The organism is Psychrobacter sp. bablab_jr014, from assembly GCF_016464015.1.
Classification (GTDB): Bacteria; Pseudomonadota; Gammaproteobacteria; order Pseudomonadales; family Moraxellaceae; genus Psychrobacter.
Genome location: NZ_JACDXT010000031.1, coordinates 13,899 through 33,891, shown reverse-complemented (window position 1 = coordinate 33,891; position 19,993 = coordinate 13,899). Strand labels below are relative to the sequence as shown.

Here is a 19,993-nt window from a genome sequence, read left to right as displayed (position 1 = left end):
GTTCTACTTCCGTACCACTGACGTAACTGGCGCAATCCAGCTACAAGACGGTACTGAAATGGTAATGCCTGGTGATAACGTTGAGATGGGCGTAGAGCTAATCCACCCAATCGCAATGGACAAAGGCCTACGTTTCGCTATTCGTGAAGGCGGCCGTACGGTAGGCGCTGGTGTTGTAGCAAACGTTCAAGACTAATTTTGAACTTGCTATAGCATACCAATGCTAAAAAGAAGCCACTCGCAAGAGTGGCTTTTTTTGTGGCTGAGATTTTATCCTTTAACTTCTTGTTTTAGATGTTAGCATGAAGTCTAGGAGTAAGACAGGGCACATGAGTGCTTTTCATCGCTTATATTTAGAAAAAATTATCTAAACTGTCAGATTAATTGATAATTTAAGATTGCAATATTTTATCGTGATTGCTATATTATGCCCTCATGTGACAGACAGCACTTTTGGCACAGATATTTATAAGCAATTGTCCTAATTTTTAGTAAAAATGACGATAAAGGCTTGATTTGCCATTTAAATATTGTATAATGCTGTCCTTTAACATCTATAGGCGATTGGCTCAATTGGTAGAGCATCGGTCTCCAAAACCGAGGGTTGTAGGTTCGAGTCCTACATCGCCTGCCATCTTTTATATCATATCTTTGCGGTACTCTTTTATCTCCGAAGCGAGTCCTTTATGAGCAATAATCAAGATAACCTCGAGACTAAGTTATCTGATGCTAAGGCAGTTGCTAACGGAATGCTCAGCAAAAACAAGCGTCAGAATGTGAGCAATACCAGCGCCGTTGAAGTCGCAAAGACGAGTTCAGCCAAAGATATCGTATTGTGGCTTATTGCGATTGCTGCTTTGATTGGCGCAACGCTTGTAAATCAATATCTGCCTGGTTATTGGCAAGCAGCCAATGATTTATGGGTGCGTATTGGTATTATTGTTGCTCTGATTGTATTTGCCCTTATTTGTTTGGCGATGACGCATCAGGGTCGCGCCTTTAAAATTTTGTTAAAAGATGCCGTGATTGAATTGCGCCGAGTGACATGGCCGAGTAAAGATGAGACGGTACAGTACACTTGGCAGGTTATCGTAGTGATTGCCATTGTCGGGTTCTTTGTTTGGTTGTTAGATAACTTTTTTAACTGGTTTGTGGGCTTGTTTATTGGCTAAGTCCACCAGTAAAGAGAGTGATACAACTTATTTAGCCGTTTGATTCAAAATTTATTTATAGCGATTAGGAGCGTGGCATGCGTTGGTATATTGTCCAAGCGTTTTCAGGATATGAAAAACAAGTTCAGCGTTCATTAACTGATCGTATTAAGCGTAGCGATTTTGCAGAATCTTTTGGTGATGTTTTAGTGCCCACCGAAGAAGTCGTCGAAATGAAAGACGGCAAAAAACGCAAAAGCGAACGTAAATTTTTCCCAGGTTACGTGCTTATCCAAATGGATATGAACGATGACACATGGCACATTGTCAATGAATGTCCGCGTATCATGGGTTTTGTTGGTGGTACACCAGAGGCGCCAGCGCCGATTACCCAAGTTGAAGCAGACCGTATCTTAAACCGTTTGAATCAAACTGAAGTTGCCCCACGTCCGAAGACGTTGTTTGAGCCAGGTGAAGAGCTGCTTGTTATTGACGGTCCGTTTACTGACTTTAAAGGTATGGTCGAAAAAGTCGACTATGAAAAGTCAAAGCTACAGCTGACCGTAAACGTATTTAATCGACCCACTCAGGTCGAACTTGAGTTTAGTAAAGTTGAAAAACTGGACTAAATATTCATAACCACAGGGGAGCTGTTGTGCTGCATCACGGTGCATCACTGGCGTTATCACCCATTTAGGAGACAATCATGGCTAAGAAGATTGATGGTTACATCAAACTGCAAGTGCCTGCAGGTAAAGCAAACCCATCACCACCTATCGGTCCAGCATTGGGTCAAAAAGGTGTGAACATCATGGCGTTCTGTAAAGAATTCAACGCTGCGACTGCTAACCAAGAGCCAGGCTTGCCAATCCCTACCGAAATCACGGTATACAATGATAAATCATTCACATTTATCATGAAGTCGCCACCAGCAGCATACTTGCTACGTAAGGCCGCTGGTATTGCTAAAGGTTCAGGTACGCCAAACACTGCTAAAGTCGGTAGCGTAACTCGTGACCAATTAGAAGAAATCGTTAAGACCAAAGACGCAGACTTGACTGCTGCTGATCTTGACGCAGCGGTTCGTACCATTGCTGGTACTGCTCGTTCAATGGGTATTACCGTGGAGGGTGTATAATGTCTAAGTTAACCAAACGTCAAAAAGAAATCCAAGGTCGTTTTGATAGCGAAAAACAGTACACTATCGACGAAGCGGTACAAATCCTAAGCGATTTGCCACCTGTAAAATTCAAAGAGTCTATCGATATCGCTGTAAACCTAGGCGTTGACCCACGTAAATCTGACCAAGTCGTTCGTGGCGCAACCAACCTACCAGCAGGTACTGGTAAAACCAAACGTGTCGCTGTATTCGCTCAAGGCGCAGCTGCAGAAGCGGCTAAAGAAGCAGGCGCTGACATCGTTGGTTTTGAAGACCTAGCAGAAAGCATCAAAGCTGGCAACATGGACTTTGACGTTGTTATTGCTGCACCAGACGCTATGCGCGTTGTTGGTCAGCTAGGTACTATCTTGGGTCCACGTGGCTTAATGCCAAACCCAAAAGTCGGTACCGTAACGCCAAACGTTGCTGAAGCCGTTAAAAACACCAAAGCAGGTCAGGCACAGTATCGTGTAGACAAAGCGGGTATCATCCACGCGACTATCGGTCAAGTTGGCTTTACTGCTGAACAAGTTGAGCAAAACGCACAAGCGATTATCGCTGATCTTAAGCGTGCGAAGCCCGCAACTTCTAAAGGTGTTTACATCAAAAAAATCACCTTGTCTAGCACCATGGGTCCTGGTTTGACTATCGATCCAGTACCATACCGCGTTGCTAAATAAGATATTGCTCATTTAAGCAATAACGATAAAAGAATTTAATGAATTAGGTCAGCGTAGTGAACGCTACGCTGTCTAAGACCGTAGGTAAAAAACAGGACAACCCTTGTGGTTGGGCGGTTTTTGTTAATCGATTCAGATGAAAATCTAGGTTGGCCTACGCAGACGGTGACCCAAACAGCTTATGATAAGAGATGATAGATAAGTTCTACAGCTCACGTCATTCTGATAATGGTGCCGTAATCAGTCGCTATCAGTAGCTGGTACTATTGCTGATAGTGTGTCGTATCAAGTCGATGATAGAACAGGGGTGTGAGTAATCTTGCCTCGTTTTATGATTGATAAGATTAAGGAGTCAACTTATGGCATTAACGCTAGAACAAAAACAACAAGTTGTGGCTGAAGTGTCTGAAGTTGCTGCTAATGCTTACTCAGCGGTAGCTGCCGAATATCACGGTATTAGTGTTGCAAAGCTTACTGAGCTTCGTGTACAAGCCCGTGAAAAAGGTGTCGTTTTGAAGGTTGTGAAAAATACCCTAGCAAAACGTGCTTTTGAAGGCACAAAGTTTGAGTGCATGTCAGACAGTCTGACTGGTCCTTTGCTTTTGGCATTCTCAATGGAAGATTTGGGTTCTGCTGCTAGAATCGTTTACGAATTTAGCAAAGACAACAAAGCCCTTGAGACCAAAGCGGTATCAGTTGGTGGTGAACTATTTGGTCCACAAGAACTAGAACGCGTATCGAAGCTACCAACTCGCGACGAAGCGCTTGCTATCTTGATGGCAACCATGAAAGCACCAGTGACCGAGCTTGCACGTACTTTGAAAGAAGTACCAGGCAAATTCGTTCGCACCGTAGCAGCAGTCAAAGACGCAAAAGAAGCTGCTTAATTGCTTGTTGTAATCACTTGTTAATATTGCAAGTAATCATAGCTAACCTTTTTTACGCATGGCTACAGGCAATAGTAAAATCATTTAATTTTTATCAGATAACGGAGAGTTCCCATGGCACTATCTAAAGAAGATGTGTTAAACGCAATCGCTGAAATGTCAGTAATGGACATCGTTGAACTAATCAGCGACATGGAAGAAAAATTCGGCGTAACTGCTGCTGCTGCTGTTGCTGCTGCACCTGCTGCTGCTGAAGCTGGCGCTGCTGCTGAAGAAAAAGACGAGTTTGACGTAATTCTTGCTGGCTTCGGCGACAAGAAAGTTGCAGTAATTAAAGCTGTACGTGAAGCTACTGGCCTTGGCTTGAAAGAAGCTAAAGACCTAGTTGAAGGCGCTCCTGCTCCAATTAAAGAAGGCGCATCTAAAGCTGAAGCTGAAGAGTTGAAGAAGAAACTTGAAGAAGCTGGTGCTTCTGTTGAACTAAAATAAGTTTAACAGCGCTATAAAAAGAGCTGGTAATGCCTTGCATTATCAGCTTTTTTTTATTATAATCATCAGCTTGACCTTTTGTGTCTGCCAACATTCGTATGCATTAACGGTGGATACCCATCAAAAGGACAGACGATATACATGCACGCAAAAAAGCCAGTGTTTGACTATTAAAGACGATGAGCTAAACGTCATAGGATGTTTGGCATTTTTTCGTGTCTGTGCGCTTTTCCATTAACGACAACGTTAATATTGTTTCTAACCCATATTGATTCCCTTAGCATGATTGTACTGTTGGTGCAGGGTCATACACAGTATAGTTCACTGACGGTATCATTTGGTATCTAGGCTGTAGATGACTAAAGACAGCAAACTAAAATCAGGATATGATTGAGTATTTTTTATAAAGTGACATAAATTTTGGACTAAGACCCGAGAAGCTTGCTTCTATAGTCGATTATAGGTTGTTGTCATAGGTAAATATTACTAAGTAACGGTTGTGATTACAGCCGAGGTTTCTTTTATTATCGTCTACGTTACCAAATTTGTATAGCACCTATGGTCTCTATGCAAACCGGTCACGCTTTCAATTTGTTTTCACGTCTACTGTAAGGACTCTCGATGGCATATTCTTATACTGAAAAAAAGCGTATTCGCAAAAGTTTTGCCGAATTGCCCACTGTAATGGACATTCCTTATCTGTTGTCTATTCAGGTAGATTCTTATGAGCACTTTTTGCAAGAGCACAAAAAGCCGAAAGCTCGTGAGAATATTGGTTTACAAGCTGCGTTTTCTTCTATTTTCCCTATCGAAAGTCACTCAGGCAATGCTGAGTTGCAGTTTGTGGAATATCATTTAGGTACGCCTGAGTTTGATGAGCGTGAATGTATTTTACGCGGTTCAACTTTTGCAGCGCCAATGCGTGTCAAAATCCGCTTGATTATCAAAGATAAAGACAGCAAGGACAAAGACAGCAAAGCGGCGATCAAAGATATCCGTGAGCAAAGCGTATACATGGGTGAAATCCCATTAATGACCGACAATGGTACCTTTATTATCAATGGTACTGAGCGTGTCATCGTATCACAGCTTCACCGTTCACCTGGCGTTTTCTTTGACCATGACAAAGGTAAGTCACATTCAAGTGGTAAGGTGCTGTACAACGCACGTATTATCCCTTACCGTGGCTCATGGCTTGACTTTGAATTTGATGCCAAAGACTTGGTATTTGCACGTATTGACCGTCGCCGTAAACTATTGGCATCTATTATTTTGCGTGCCTTGGGTCTTGAAACTGCTGAAATCTTGGATATTTTCTTTGATAAAGTGGCAGTTTATAAAGGCGAAGAGCAGTTTGAGATTGATCTGGTTGCCGACCGTCTACGTGGTGAGATGGCGCAGTTTGACATCGTATCACCTGATGGCGATGTGATTGTTGAACAAGGCAAGCGTATCAATGCTCGCCGTATCCGCCAGCTTGAAGAAGCGGGCATGACCAAGATTGCTGTGCCTGATGAGTACCTATACGAGCGTATCTTGGCAGAAGATATCGTGGTAGATGATGAAGTCATCGCCCGTGCCAATACGCTAATTGACCATGAATTATTGGTCAAGCTAAGCAATACTGATATTAAAGAAATCAGCATTCTGTTCACCAACGATATCGACCAAGGTACTTATATTGCCGATACTTTGCGTGCTGATACTACCTCAAGCCGTGAAGAAGCACTGATCGAAATCTACAAAGTCATGCGTCCAGGTGAGCCACCAACCGTCGATACTGCTGAAAAGCTGTTTGAGAGCATGTTCTTTAACGCAGATCGTTATGACTTGTCTAACGTCGGTCGTATGAAGTTCAACCGTCGTCTAGGTCTACCGTTTGAAAATACCGATGATCCAGACGTACAGCGCGAGCGCAGTGTACTGACCAATGATGACATCATTAATGTGCTAAAAGAGCTGATTGAGATTCGTAACGGTCGTGGTGAAGTCGATGATATCGATCACTTGGGTAACCGCCGTATTCGTTCAGTGGGCGAGATGGCAGAAAATCAATTCCGCGTGGGTCTGGTACGTGTTGAGCGTGCAGTAAAAGAGCGTCTAAGTTCAGCTGAATCTGACAATCTATCGCCGCAAGATTTGATCAACTCAAAACCTGTTGCTGCTGCAGTTAAAGAATTCTTTGGCTCAAGCCAGTTGTCACAGTTTATGGATCAGAACAACCCGTTGTCTGAGATTACCCATAAGCGCCGTGTATCAGCACTGGGCCCAGGTGGTCTAACGCGTGAGCGTGCAGGCTTTGAAGTACGTGACGTACACGATACTCATTATGGTCGTGTGTGTCCGATTGAGACGCCTGAAGGTCCAAACATTGGTTTGATTAACTCGCTAGCGGTATTTGCGAAGACCAACAGCTTTGGTTTCCTAGAGACTCCATACCGCCGCGTTGTAGATGGTAAAGTAACTGATACCGTTGAATATCTATCAGCGATTGAAGAAGTCGGTACGGTCATCGCACAGGCTGACTCGCCAATGAACGAAGACGGCGAGCTGAGCGAAGAGATGATCAGTGTACGTAGCTACGGTGAATTCGTGCGTATGCCTGCTGAAAAAGTCACGCATATGGATGTGTCACCAAGTCAGGTTGTTTCAGTTGCTGCAAGCTTGATTCCATTCCTAGAGCACGATGATGCTAACCGTGCCTTGATGGGCTCGAACATGCAGCGTCAGGCCGTACCAACCCTACGTGCTGACAAACCACTTGTGGGTACAGGCATGGAGCGTCACGTTGCACGTGACTCTGGTGTGTGTGTGATTGCTAAGCGTGGTGGTGTGATTGAAGACGTTGATGCGTCACGTATCGTCGTTCGTGTACATGAAGACGAGATGACGGCAGGTGAAGCGGGTATTGATATCTACAACCTAATCAAATACACGCGTTCGAACCAAAACACCTGTATTAACCAGCGCATTATCGTCAACCAAGGTGATGAAATTGCCTCAGGCGATATCCTAGCTGATGGTCCATCAACCGATTTGGGCGAATTGGCACTGGGTCAGAACATGCGTGTGGCGTTCATGCCTTGGAACGGTTATAACTTCGAGGATTCAATCCTCCTATCAGAGCGTGTGGTAAAAGAAGATCGCTTTACCACTATCCACATTCAGGAACTGACCTGTGTGGCGCGTGATACCAAATTGGGTCAAGAAGAAATCACTGCCGATATTCCAAACGTTGGTGAAGCTGCACTGTCTAACCTAGACGAAGCGGGTATCGTATACATCGGTGCTGAAGTCGATGCAGGCGATATCTTGGTTGGTAAAGTGACGCCAAAAGGTGAAACGCAGCTAACGCCAGAAGAAAAGCTACTGCGTGCTATCTTCGGTGAGAAGGCCGCGGACGTGAAAGACACCTCACTACGTGTACCGACCTCAAGTAAAGGTACGGTTATCGACGTGCAGGTCTTCACTCGTGATGGCGTAGAAAAAGACGCCCGTGCGCGCTCTATCGAAAAATCACAGCTGGACAGCTATCGCAAAGATTTAAAAGAAGAGCTGCGTATTTTTGAAGAAGCAGCACGTGGTCGTATCAGCAACTTGCTAGACGGTCAAAAAGTCAGCGGCGGCGCGGGTCTAAAAGCGGGTACCGTCGTGTCAGCGGCAGACATGAAAGACATGACGCTTGAGACTTTGCTGGACATCCAGCCTGTCGAAGAAGAAATCTCAGAGCGCTTGACGCAAATCTCAGATTACTTGGTCGATAAGCAAAAAGACATCGACACCAAGTTCGCTGAGAAAAAACGCAAGCTGACTGCTGGCGATGATTTGGCGCACGGCGTACAGAAGATTGTGAAAGTCTACTTGGCCGTAAAACGTCGCATCCAGCCTGGTGATAAGATGGCGGGTCGTCACGGTAACAAAGGTGTTGTCTCACGCATCATGCCTGTAGAAGACATGCCATACGATGAGAACGGCAACCCTGTTGACATCGTCTTGAACCCACTGGGTGTACCATCACGTATGAACATCGGTCAGGTACTTGAGACGCATTTGGGTATGGCAGCCAAAGGCTTGGGCGAAAAAATCGACAACATGCTAAAAGCACAAGCGGCCATCAATGAGCTGCGCGAGTTCTTAGACAAGATTTATAACCAAGTCGGCGGCGAGCGCGTTGATCTTGACAGCCTAAGTGATGATGACATTTTAGCGCTTGCAGGCAACCTACGTGGTGGTGTGCCTATGGGTACCGCTGTATTTGATGGCGCACGTGAAGAGCAAGTGAAAGAGTTGCTTGAGCTTGCAGGTCTTGATAGAGATGGTCAGCAGGTATTGTATGATGGTCGTACCGGTCAGAAGTTTGACCGTAAAGTGACGGTCGGTTACATGTACATGCTCAAATTGAACCACTTGGTCGATGACAAAATGCACGCCCGTTCAACTGGTTCTTATTCACTGGTTACGCAGCAGCCATTGGGTGGTAAAGCTCAGTTCGGTGGTCAGCGCTTTGGTGAGATGGAAGTGTGGGCGCTAGAAGCATACGGTGCAACCTACACCTTGCAAGAGATGCTCACAGTGAAGTCGGATGATGTTGAAGGTCGTACGCGCATGTACAAAAACATCGTCGATGGCGAGCAATACATGGATCCAGGCATGCCTGAGTCGTTCAACGTATTGACCAAAGAAATCAAATCACTAGGTATTAATATTGAGCTAAAAGAGACCCACTAAGCCGCTATCGTTATTTGATATCGCCTTAACGGTCACACCAAAGCAGTGCGCACACGCGGCTGCTTTTGGTGGTTTATCTCATTCTTATGCATTGCCTTCAGTCGTCTGGTAAGCTTATCGCAAGCCATCAGAGGATTATAAAGATAACGGAGAAGCAACTTGAAAGACTTACTCGATATTATGCAAAGCCCTGCCGGCAACGGCAGCCGTGAATTTGACAGTATTCAAATTACGCTTGCTTCACCAGACACCATCAAGTCATGGTCACATGGTGAAGTTAAAAAACCTGAAACCATCAACTACCGTACGTTCAAGCCTGAGCGTGATGGTCTGTTTTGTGCCAAAATCTTTGGTCCAGTAAAAGACTTTGAGTGTCTGTGTGGTAAATACAAGCGCCGCAAGTTCCAAGGCGTGATTTGTGAAAAGTGTGGCGTAGAAGTCACCACTGCAAAAGTACGTCGTGACCGTATGGGTCATATTGACCTAGCAAGCCCAGTGGCACATATTTGGTTCTTAAAATCACTACCAAGCCGCATTGGTCTACTGCTTGACATGACGCTACGTGACATCGAGCGCGTATTGTACTTTGAAAGCTACATCGTGACCGAGCCTGGCATGACCAGTCTTGAAAAGTACCAGCTGCTAGATGACGAAGATTACTTTAAAGCGCTAGAAGAGTTTGGCGATGAATTCGTTGCCAAAATGGGTGCTGAAGCGGTTCAAGACTTGTTAAAAGACATCGATATCGATGTTGAAATTGACGAGCTGCGTGAAGCGATTCCGCAAACTGGTTCTGAAACCAAGCTTAAAAAGATGTCAAAGCGTCTAAAATTGCTTGAAGCGTTCCGTGACTCAAACAACAAGCCTGAGTGGATGGTCATGACCATTTTGCCAGTCTTGCCACCTGATTTGCGTCCACTTGTACCGCTTGAAGGCGGACGTTTTGCCACGTCTGATTTGAACGACTTGTATCGCCGCGTCATCAACCGTAACAACCGTCTAAAGCGTCTGCTTGAGCTGAGCGCACCTGACATCATCGTACGTAACGAAAAGCGTATGCTGCAAGAGTCGGTCGATGCCCTACTAGACAATGGTCGTCGTGGCCGCGCCATCACTGGCAGTAACAAGCGCCCACTAAAATCACTGGCTGATATGATCAAAGGTAAGCAAGGTCGTTTCCGTCAGAACCTTTTGGGTAAGCGTGTGGACTACTCTGGTCGTTCGGTGATTGTTGTGGGTCCAACCCTACGTCTGCATCAGTGTGGTCTGCCTAAAAAAATGGCACTTGAGCTGTTCAAGCCGTTCACCTACTCAAAACTTCTATCGCATGGTATGGCAACCACCATCAAAGCGGCGAAGAAAATGGTTGAGCGTGAAGAGCCACAAGTATGGGATATGCTAGCGATGGTTATTCGCGAACACCCCGTGCTGCTAAACCGTGCACCAACCTTGCACCGTTTGGGTCTGCAAGCGTTTGAACCTGTATTGATTGAAGGTAAAGCGATTCAGTTGCACCCATTGGTATGTACCGCGTTTAACGCCGACTTTGACGGTGACCAAATGGCAGTACACGTACCATTGACCCTAGAAGCGCAGCTAGAATCACGCGCCTTGATGATGTCGACCAACAACATCTTGTCACCAGCGAACGGTGATCCGATCATCGTACCGTCTCAAGACGTTGTACTGGGTCTGTACTACATCAGCCGCTCATCAATCAATGCTAAAGGCGAAGGCATGATTTTCTCGTCAACCAATGAAGCATTACGTGCCATTGGTTCAAATGACTTACATGTTAACGCCAAAATTAAAGTGCGTGTGACTGAAGTCTTGTTTGATGAAGACGGCAACGAGACGCAAACCACCAGCTTAAAAGAAACCGTAGCAGGTCGTTTGCTGATTTGGAATGTTATGCCAAAAGGTATGACGTTTGAAGAGTGCAACCAAGAGATGACCAAGAAAAACATCTCTCGTTTGATTAACTCTTGCTATCGTAAACTTGGCGTAAAAGACAGCGTTATGTTTGCTGACCAACTGATGTATCTTGGTTTTGCGCAAGCGACATTGTCAGGTGTGTCTATCGGTATCGAAGACATGGTCATTCCGCCGCTGAAAAAGCAAATCATTGACGCGGCTGACGCTGAAGTACGTGAGATTGAAGACCAGTTCGAACAAGGTTTCGTAACTGCGGGTGAGCGCTATAACAAAGTTGTCGATATTTGGTCACGTACCAACGATAAAGTTGCTAAAGCGATGATGGACAACTTGGCGACGGACAAAGTCACCAACGCAAAAGGTGATGAAGAAGAGCAAAAATCATTTAACTCTATCTTTATCATGTCAGACTCAGGCGCTCGTGGTAGTGCCGCGCAGATTCGTCAGCTTGCTGGTATGCGTGGTCTGATGGCAAAACCAGACGGCTCAATTATTGAGACACCAATTAAAGCGAACTTCCGTGAAGGCTTGACCGTACTTCAGTACTTCATCTCAACGCACGGTGCGCGTAAAGGTTTGGCCGATACCGCTCTAAAAACTGCGAACTCAGGTTATCTGACTCGTCGTTTGGTTGATGTGGCGCAAGATTTGGTCATCACCACTGATGATTGTGGTACCGATCAAGGCATACTCATGACCCCGCATATCCAAGGTGGCGAGATCATTGAGAAGCTTGGCGACTTAGTACTGGGTCGTGTGACGGCGCGTGATGTGACGTACAATGATGACGCAAGCAAAGTCTTGATTCCAGCAGGTACGTTGATTGATGAGCAGTGGGTACAGATTCTAGACGACAATGCGATTGATGACATTTGGGTACGCTCAGTCATTACTTGTGACGTGGCGCATGGCGTTTGTTCACAATGTTACGGTCGTGACTTGGCTCGTGGTCACAAAGTGAATATCGGTGAGTCTGTGGGCGTTATGGCGGCACAGTCAATCGGTGAGCCAGGTACTCAGCTGACCATGCGTACGTTCCACGTTGGTGGTGCGGCAAGTTCTGCATCTGTAGATAACAGCATTTCTGTACGTAACGCTGGTCAAGCGCATTTCCACAACATGAAGACCGTAGAGCACACTGATGGTCACTTGGTTGTGGTATCGCGTTCAGCTGAAATTGCGTTGACCGATGAGCTAGGTCGTGAGCGTGAGCGTTATAAAGTGCCTTACGGTTCAAGCGTTCTTGTGAAAAATGGCGACAATGTGGACGGCGGTCAAACCATCGCCAAATGGGATCCGCACACGCACCCAATTATCACAGAATTCGCGGGTAAAGCACGCTTTAGTGACATCACTGATGGCTTGACTGCAACCGTTAAGATGGACGAAGCGACAGGTATGAGCTCATTTGAGATTCTAGCCACGCGTGACCGTTCAAGCGCTGCAAAAGACTTGCGTCCAGCGATTATCTTGACGACTGATGAAGGCAAAGAAGTGGTTTACTTCTTACCTGCTGAGACGGTAATCCGCGTGAGCGATGGTGAAAACATTGCTGCAGGTTCGGTATTAGGCCGCGTACCACAAGCGTCATCAGGTACCAAAGATATTACTGGTGGTCTACCACGTGTTGCTGACTTGTTTGAAGCACGTCGTCCGAAAGACCATGCGATTATGGCAGAGATGACAGGTGTCGTAAGCTTTGGTAAAGAAACCAAAGGTAAAAACCGCTTTATTATTACCAATGAAGACGGCGAGACGCACGAAGAGCTGATTCCAAAATGGCGTCAGATCAACGTCTTTGAAAACGAAACCGTTGAGCGCGGTGAGGTCATCGCTGATGGTCCACAAAACCCGCACGATATTTTACGTCTAAAAGGCGAGACGGCACTGGCAAACTACATCGTCAACGAAGTACAGGACGTTTACCGCTTGCAGGGTGTAAAAATCAACGACAAGCACATCGAGGTCATCATCCGTCAGATGCTGCGTAAAGTTGAGATTACCGATGGCGGCGACTCAAGCCACTTCAAAGGTGATCAGGTGGAATACGCTGATGTGAAAGCCTTGAATGAGAAGCTAGAAGCAGAGGGTAAATTCCCAGTACAGTATGAGCGTCAATTATTGGGTATCACCAAAGCCAGCTTGGCAACTGAGAGCTTTATCTCAGCGGCATCATTCCAAGAAACCACGCGCGTACTGACAGCAGCAGCGGTCACTGGTAAGATTGATGACCTACGCGGCTTGAAAGAAAACGTCGTGGTTGGTCGTTTGATCCCTGCTGGTACTGGTTTGGCATATCACAATGCGCGTAAAGAGAAAGCTGAAGAGAACTTTAGCGATAACGACTTGAGCGCTGCCTTTGATATGTCTGCAACGACAGATAGCAAAGATTTTGCCAGCTTTGATGAAGCCTTTGCTCAAGAGTTGAACCAAGACAGCCAGTAATCATCTCGTATTATTTTGTATTAAAAAAAGCCAGCCACCGTGCTGGCTTTTTTATTGTCTATCAAGGCGTGCTATGATGTCTGTCAGATATTTTCTTTGCTACAACCTATATGTAGCTACCGGTCATAACACAAGGAGGCGATATGGCTAAAACCAATCCTGCCGCGCAGTACCACAGAGAGCGTACCAATCAAAAGCTGTATTTTTGTCGTTTGGCTTGCCAAGCAGCTGATGGTACGGCAGACAAACAGCTGTATCAAGCACATTGTGAAAATGCAATTTTCCATTTATATGGTACGTTTTTGGCTTTTTTGCAGGAGCTGGGTCAATATTATGATGTGTCACTGGGCACACCGAGTATTGAAGCGATTGAGTCTGCGTTAGCAGCGCGTACGCAAATCTCACCTGAGATAAACCGCTTGCAGCAATTAAAAGAAGCAGGATTTTTAGCAGATATTGTGCATGCTTATGAGCGCTGCTTACAGTCAGGGTACGATGGGGCGCAGCAGGTGACACCAAAAACACAAGACAAAGATATCGTAATAAACGTGGTGACACTGTCTAATAGCTGGCTGCCTGATGACAACAGTATCCGCGAGTGGCGACAACAGCTGCTTGAGCTGATTGATAATTTGCGCGAGGGCATGCAAAGTTATTAGCCCATTTAGCTATAAGCGTTTGCATTGAAAACACGCCCTAATAGACATAAAAAAAGCTTACGTTTGATGTAAGCTTTTTTATCTTAGGGGTATATCATTCGGGCATTGGTGGGATTTCTTGTGCTGTTGTGGTCACTAGAGGTTGCGTACTACCAATACTGCTGGTATTGGTCGCTTCCTCAAGCGTGTTACTTGTAACAGGCTCAGGTAGCGGACGACGTTGAGTGACTGGCGTGACAGGCTTTTTATTTTGTGCAGGAACATTGGCGGCACGTGCATTGCTTGTGGTTTTATTGGTCAGCTCAATCACCTGTGCCTCTTGTTGCTCTGACTTGGCACGGTTATTTAAAGAGACCCACTGCGCTGGCGTATCTTTTAATGCTGTCCGCATAAAATCAATCCATACAGGCAGGGCAGCAACGCCGCCATACTCGTGGCGACCCATGGTGGTCGGCTGGTCAAAACCCATCCATACTACAGTAGCATTGGTCGGGTGAAAGCCTGCAAACCATGCATCTTTGGCTTCGTTGGTTGTCCCCGTTTTACCACCAATGTCATCACGACCGAGCGCACGGGCACGTACTGCGGTACCATGGCGTACCACATCACGTAAAATACTCGCCATATCATAAGCGACTTGCGGCTTTAAGATACGCGGTGCTTGCTCAGCGTAGAGAGGCGTTGGTTTTGGTGCGTTCAGACGGTCAGCCACTGGGCTAGCGTCATATGTTTGTAGGCGTTCGCGTTCAGCGGCTGTTTCTTCGGTCTCTGACGTTTCTTCTGTAGCTTTATTTTCAGCGTTTTCTGCTTCAGCAGCCAATCTTTTTTGCTCTGCTTGCTTGTCTGCATCAATTTGTTCATTAAAGCATTTGGCGCAGGCTTGCTGCGGGTTGGCTTGAAATAATAGCTCGTTTTGGTAGTTGTAAATATGGTCAATAAAGTAGGGTTGAACGCGATGTCCACCATTGGCAAAGGTCGCATACGCCGTTGCCATTTGTAGCGGGGTTGCCTGACCCGTACCCAGCGCGAGTGATAGAGTGGTAGGCAGCTTTTCCTTATCCAAACCAAATTGGTCAAGTAAGTCGCGCGCATCTGAAATACCTACTGCTTGTAACAAACGAATAGACACAAGGTTGCGTGATAGGTACAGACCACGGCGCAAGGTAATATTGCCCAAGAAACGACCATCAGAGTTTTTAGGTTGCCAATCGCCTACTTGAATGGGACTGTCAGAGACAATACTATCAGGGCGATAACCTTTTTCTAAAGCGGTGGTATAAATAAGTGGTTTGATGGTTGAGCCAGGCTGACGCCACCCTTGCAAAGCGCGGTTAAACTTACTGCGGTTATAATCAAAACCACCAATCAAAGCATTCAATGCGCCAGTATCTGGGTTTAAAGAGACCAAGCTGCCCTGTACTTGGGGCAGCTGCGCCAATTGCCAGTTGCCATTTTTGGTTGTGACCAAACGAACGATATCTTTTTCACTGACCACTTGAGAAGCATTGCTAGGATAATAGCCTACGCGGTCAGCTGATATGTGTTTGCGTGCCCAGCTGATACCAGACCATGGCACAGTCACTTTTCTACCAGAAGCCAAGGTGGCTTCAAAACTGCGGCTATTAACCTTATCCACGCGGGCAGGATACATACCGCCATAAATGCGAAAATCGCTTAAAGGTTTGTCATTTGCTTCTGCGCCGCGCCAGCCGTGACGATGGTCATAGGCAATCAGACCTTTTAATACTGCTGATTCTGCGGCAGTTTGTTGCTTACTATCTACAGTTAAACGCACGCGCCAACCTGCATTCAACACCTTTTCACCATAACGGTTTACCAAAGCATAGCGCGTCATCTCTGCCAGATATGGCATATTGACATCCAGCTTTTCTTGATACAGATTCAAACCGATAGGGGCGTTGATGGCTTCTTTATACTGTGCATCTGTAATGTAACCCAGCTCATGCATGCGGCCGATAATCCAGTTGCGACGTGTCATTGCACGCTCAGGATTGGCAACAGGATTGTATTTAGAAGGCGCTTTTGGCAGACCTGCCAGCATCGCCATTTCAGCGATGGTGAGCTTATCAAGCGATTTGCTGTAATACTTTTTGGCAGCGGCGCGGATACCATATGCCCCTTCACCGAGATAAATCTTATTGACATACAGGGTCAAGATTTCATCTTTGGTCAGTTCATCTTCCATTTTGCGTGCTACAAACAGTTCGGTCAGTTTGCGATTTAAAGTACGCTCTGGGCTTAAAAAGTAATTTTTGGCGACCTGCATGGTAATGGTGGAGCCACCCGTTTGCCCTTCATCGTCAGTAACCACTTCAGTGACCGCACGACCCAACCCTTTAATACTGATGCCGCTGTGTTGAAAAAAAGAAGCGTCTTCTGCAGCCAAAAAAGCATGCGTTAAATCTGTTGGAATCTCGTCATAAGTCACAGGCAAAGACATGCGATTGCCGTACTGTCCAATCAGCTTGTCATCCTTACTGTATATTTGTAAGGGCATCTCCAAGCTGGCGGTCTGAATCTCTTGCATACTTGGCAAAGTAGGCGCCAAGTACATCGCCATACTATAAAACCCTATGGGCACAACAAGCGCAAGTACAATCACTAACGCAAGACAGGCAACCACAAGTCTCACAAAGTAATGAATAAAATGAACGGGTACTTTTGTTTCGGCCATAATGAGACTTATCGGTTAGCAAATGTGACAAAGGCCACATTATACCTCGAAGCAAATCAATAGGTCACATGAAAAGTGTAATTTCTCTACTATAGTCGTTTTAAATACTTGAAAGTGTCTTTTAAGTAACGTATTGTATTCAATTATTACATATTCCCATCAAAGCGTATGCGCCACAATTAAGGTATATATTTGTGAGGCTATTTTCTTCTAAAGGTCGGCACTTGGTTGGGGTAGACATCTGTGCAACCTCTGTCAAAATCGTGAATATACAGCGTCAGCAAGGTATATTTCATCTTAAATCCTACGCTATAGAACGACTGTTGCCTGGTGCAGTAGTTGATAAGCTCATAGTCGATGCCGAGTTGGTAGGCGAAGCCATTTCGCGCGCAGTCAGGCGTTGTCAGGTCATGGGTAGTGATGCGGCCACTGCAGTTGCAGGCTCAGCGGTCATTACTAAGCTCATCGATATGGAAAAAGCGCTTACGGATATTGAACGTGAGGCGCAGATTCGTCTTGACGCTGATCAATATATTCCTTACCCCTTAGAAGAAGTTAATCTTGATTTTGAGGTCGTAGGTCCTTCGATTGTGGATGAAAATATGGTGCAAGTATTGCTTGCTGCATCACGTTCAGAAAATGTGGATCAACGAGCAGACGCACTTGCATTCGGCGGCCTGATTGCGAAAATTGTCGATATCGAGTCACATGCCATTGAGCGCGCTTTTGAGGTAATGGTTGATAGCCTACCTGGCTCACCGCAACTTACAGCATTGGTAGACATTGGGCACAACCAAACCACATTGTATATTGTCAAAGATGGCGAATTTGTATATAGTCGTGAGCAATTGTTTGGTGGCAGTCTATTGACTGAGGCGATTCAAAATCGTTATGGCTTATCGTTTGAAGAAGCCACCATCAGTAAGCGTGAACGTAGCTTACCAGATGACTATTATTATGAAATTCTGACGCCCTTTATGGAAAATGCGATCCAGCAGATCACGCGCTCCTTACAATTTTACTTCTCTTCTAGTCCCTTTAGCAGTATCGACCATCTGGTGCTGGCTGGAGGAACGAGTGCCATTCCAGGGTTGCCTGGCATGGTGCAACAAAAATTGGGTGTACCAGTGACCATTGCCAATCCTTTTGTCAATATGAGTGTGGATGCGTATGTGGACAATGAGCAGCTGATGACCGATGCGCCAGGATTGATGGCAGCTTGTGGTCTGGCATTAAGGAGCTTTGACTGATGGCGCATATTAATTTATTACCATGGCGTCAAGCAGAGCGCGAACGACGTAACAAAGAGTTCGTTACGCTCGTTGCTGCAGTGACGTTGTCTGCCTTACTGGCAGCGTTTGGTGCGTGGAGTTTTTTTAACAATGAATTGCAAGAGCAGAACGATGCAAGTGCCCTGATTGAGCAAGAAGTCTCGCGACTCGATGTGGCACTAAAAGAAATTGATTCACTAGAACAGCGTCGTGATGATATTAATACACGCATGCAAGTGATTCAAGATTTGCAAGGGCGTCGTCCTGTACCTGTGCATTTATGGGATGATATTGCCAAAGCGATTCCACCAGCCATGTATTTGACCAATTTAAAACGCGAAGGCGATTTGATTACGTTAACAGGGCGCGCGGACAATCCTAATGTGGTCTCTAGTCTGATCCGTAACCTTGATGGTAGTGAATGGATGGAAAGCTCTGCGGTGAACAACATTCAACAAGACATCAGTGCTTATCAAGCCGCACCAACCATACCACAACCAACTGCAGAGGGTACACCGCCTAGGCCAATGTACCCTGAAGACAGCTATGTCCAGTTTGTCGTAACTACGAAAGTTGTCTCAGCAAGCAAACTGCCCGAAGAAGGCGAAGCTGATGCGACAGTAGCAGGAGGTGCGTCATGAAGCTGCCCCGCAAACAAATACTGTTAAAAAAGAAAAAAAACGCCACGCCAAAAAAGTCTTTTGATTTTAATGAGTTTCGTCGCAGCTTTGAATCCTTGGACAGTGAAAACTATGGCAGTTGGCCGACACCTGTCAAGACAACGGTTCTAATATTTATTGTTTTATTTATTGCTGCACTTTCGTGGGCGCTCTTAATCAGTGGCAAGCTCGATGAGATTACTGCAGCTGAAGCGCAGCAACAAACTCTGTTAGATACCTATCGTGAAAAAGAATCACGCGCTCGTCACTTAGAAGCCTACAAAGCCCAAGTGCAGCAGATGGAAACAGATTTTAATACCCTGCTTGATCAACTGCCAAAAGATACACGTGTTTCTGATTTGGTAGAAGGTATTAATATGACAGGTGTAGGCAGTAACATTCGTTTTCAAGACATCTCTGTCGAACCTGAAGTTGAGCAAGAGTTCTTTATTGAGCAGCCCATACGTATTGCTGCTATTGGTGATTATCATCAGTTTGGTAACTTTGTAAGTGGTCTTGCGGCATTACCGCGTATTATTACTATGCATGATTTTGAAGTGGCAAATCCTCAGCCTACTTTAGATACCATTCCTGAGCTGACATTGGTGTTACAAACTAAGACCTACCGCTCAAAAGAGATCACAGACGATGATGAAAATGCCGAAGGCGCACCCGCAACTGATGCAGCAGCAGGAGGCAACTGATGTTAAAGCAATTACCGTTAGGGTTAGCGTTAGCGATTGCTACTTTGTCTTTGGCAGGCTGTAGCGATCGTATTGGTATGGCAGAGCAGGACATGACAGATATTCGTAATTCGCCATCGCAGCCGATTGAACCGCCGCCACAAGCAGAATTGGTCGAAGATTTTGTGTATAGTGCCAGTACGTTTCGCAGCCCATTTTTACCACCAAGCCTTGTCAATTTGCAACTGCCTTCAAATACGGAAAATAGTGTCCGCCCTGATGTCACTCGGCCTAAGCAACCTTTGGAACAATACGAGCTTTCACAGTTGACTTTCCGTGGGGTGGTGGTTTCTCCTGAAGGGCAACAGTATGCATTAGTACAGCGTCCTGATGGTTCGGTTGCCAATGTCAAAGTCGGCGATTATATCGGACTTAACGATGGTCGTATTGTTGAAATCACACCGACCCAAATTAATTTGATTGAAATTGTGCCAGATAGCCGAGCAGGCTTTGTAGAACGCCCCCAATCTTTAGTCTCGCCTATCAGCTAAG

At 45.7% G+C, this 19,993-nt stretch carries 14 protein-coding genes, 1 tRNA gene and 1 pseudogene; 15 read left to right on the top strand and 1 reads right to left on the bottom strand.

Annotated features, from left to right (window positions below; translation table 11 throughout):
* The 11 genes and pseudogenes from tuf to JIE71_RS08300 all read left to right on the top strand — a co-directional run.
* Positions 1 to 196: pseudogene (tuf, locus tag JIE71_RS08350) on the top strand (elongation factor Tu); the annotation flags it as partial.
* 362 nt (positions 197 to 558) lie between these two features.
* A tRNA-Trp gene (locus tag JIE71_RS08345) sits at positions 559 to 634 on the top strand.
* Positions 635 to 686: 52 nt separating this feature from the next.
* Positions 687 to 1,172, top strand: a complete 486-nt coding sequence (gene secE, locus JIE71_RS08340) for a preprotein translocase subunit SecE (protein ID WP_199508265.1) — start codon at positions 687 to 689, stop codon at positions 1,170 to 1,172.
* 77 nt (positions 1,173 to 1,249) lie between these two features.
* Positions 1,250 to 1,780 carry a transcription termination/antitermination protein NusG gene (gene nusG / locus JIE71_RS08335; protein WP_199508264.1) on the top strand — a complete coding sequence of 177 codons (531 nt, stop codon included), beginning with the start codon at positions 1,250 to 1,252 and terminating at the stop codon, positions 1,778 to 1,780.
* A 77-nt stretch (positions 1,781 to 1,857) separates the two neighbouring features.
* Positions 1,858 to 2,289, top strand: a complete 432-nt coding sequence (rplK, locus tag JIE71_RS08330) for a 50S ribosomal protein L11 (RefSeq protein WP_199508263.1) — start codon at positions 1,858 to 1,860, stop codon at positions 2,287 to 2,289.
* Entirely contained in the window at positions 2,289 to 2,990 is a 702-nt protein-coding gene (gene rplA, locus JIE71_RS08325) for a 50S ribosomal protein L1 (RefSeq protein WP_199508262.1), read from the top strand. Before rplK ends, rplA begins: the two co-directional genes overlap by 1 nt.
* A gap of 359 nt (positions 2,991 to 3,349) precedes the next feature.
* Positions 3,350 to 3,877, top strand: coding sequence for a 50S ribosomal protein L10 (gene rplJ / locus JIE71_RS08320; protein ID WP_199508261.1), 528 nt, complete (start codon positions 3,350 to 3,352; stop codon positions 3,875 to 3,877).
* Between the two features lie 114 nt (positions 3,878 to 3,991).
* On the top strand, positions 3,992 to 4,366 hold the full coding sequence (gene rplL / locus JIE71_RS08315) for a 50S ribosomal protein L7/L12 (protein WP_199508260.1): 375 nt from the start codon (positions 3,992 to 3,994) through the stop codon (positions 4,364 to 4,366).
* Between the two features lie 621 nt (positions 4,367 to 4,987).
* The gene (gene rpoB / locus JIE71_RS08310; RefSeq protein ID WP_199508259.1) at positions 4,988 to 9,094 is read left to right on the top strand and encodes a DNA-directed RNA polymerase subunit beta; all 4,107 of its coding nucleotides are present in this window, start codon (positions 4,988 to 4,990) and stop codon (positions 9,092 to 9,094) included.
* Between the two features lie 159 nt (positions 9,095 to 9,253).
* On the top strand, positions 9,254 to 13,474 hold the full coding sequence (gene rpoC / locus JIE71_RS08305; protein WP_199508258.1) for a DNA-directed RNA polymerase subunit beta': 4,221 nt from the start codon (positions 9,254 to 9,256) through the stop codon (positions 13,472 to 13,474).
* A 143-nt stretch (positions 13,475 to 13,617) separates the two neighbouring features.
* Positions 13,618 to 14,133, top strand: a complete 516-nt coding sequence (locus JIE71_RS08300) for a DUF6586 family protein (protein ID WP_199508257.1) — start codon at positions 13,618 to 13,620, stop codon at positions 14,131 to 14,133.
* Between the two features lie 94 nt (positions 14,134 to 14,227).
* Here the strand turns inward: JIE71_RS08300 and JIE71_RS08295 are convergent, their stop codons facing one another.
* Positions 14,228 to 16,828, bottom strand: coding sequence for a penicillin-binding protein 1A (locus JIE71_RS08295; RefSeq protein WP_199508256.1), 2,601 nt, complete (start codon positions 16,826 to 16,828; stop codon positions 14,228 to 14,230).
* 194 nt (positions 16,829 to 17,022) lie between these two features.
* On the opposite strand from JIE71_RS08295, the gene pilM reads away from it, so the two are divergent.
* Genes pilM through JIE71_RS08275 form a run of 4 tightly spaced genes read left to right on the top strand, consistent with a single transcriptional unit; the run spans position 17,023 to position 19,992 of the window.
* Positions 17,023 to 18,078: a type IV pilus assembly protein PilM gene (pilM, locus tag JIE71_RS08290; protein ID WP_199508255.1), complete on the top strand. Its 1,056-nt coding sequence runs from the start codon at positions 17,023 to 17,025 to the stop codon at positions 18,076 to 18,078.
* On the top strand, positions 18,078 to 18,740 hold the full coding sequence (locus tag JIE71_RS08285) for a PilN domain-containing protein (protein WP_199508254.1): 663 nt from the start codon (positions 18,078 to 18,080) through the stop codon (positions 18,738 to 18,740). The genes pilM and JIE71_RS08285 overlap by 1 nt, the downstream gene beginning before the upstream one ends.
* Positions 18,737 to 19,462, top strand: coding sequence for a type 4a pilus biogenesis protein PilO (locus tag JIE71_RS08280; RefSeq protein ID WP_199508253.1), 726 nt, complete (start codon positions 18,737 to 18,739; stop codon positions 19,460 to 19,462). The genes JIE71_RS08285 and JIE71_RS08280 overlap by 4 nt, the downstream gene beginning before the upstream one ends.
* Positions 19,462 to 19,992 (top strand): pilus assembly protein PilP, encoded by a 531-nt coding sequence (locus tag JIE71_RS08275; RefSeq protein WP_199508252.1) that lies wholly within the window; start codon positions 19,462 to 19,464, stop codon positions 19,990 to 19,992. The genes JIE71_RS08280 and JIE71_RS08275 overlap by 1 nt, the downstream gene beginning before the upstream one ends.
* Position 19,993: the final 1 nt, after the last annotated feature.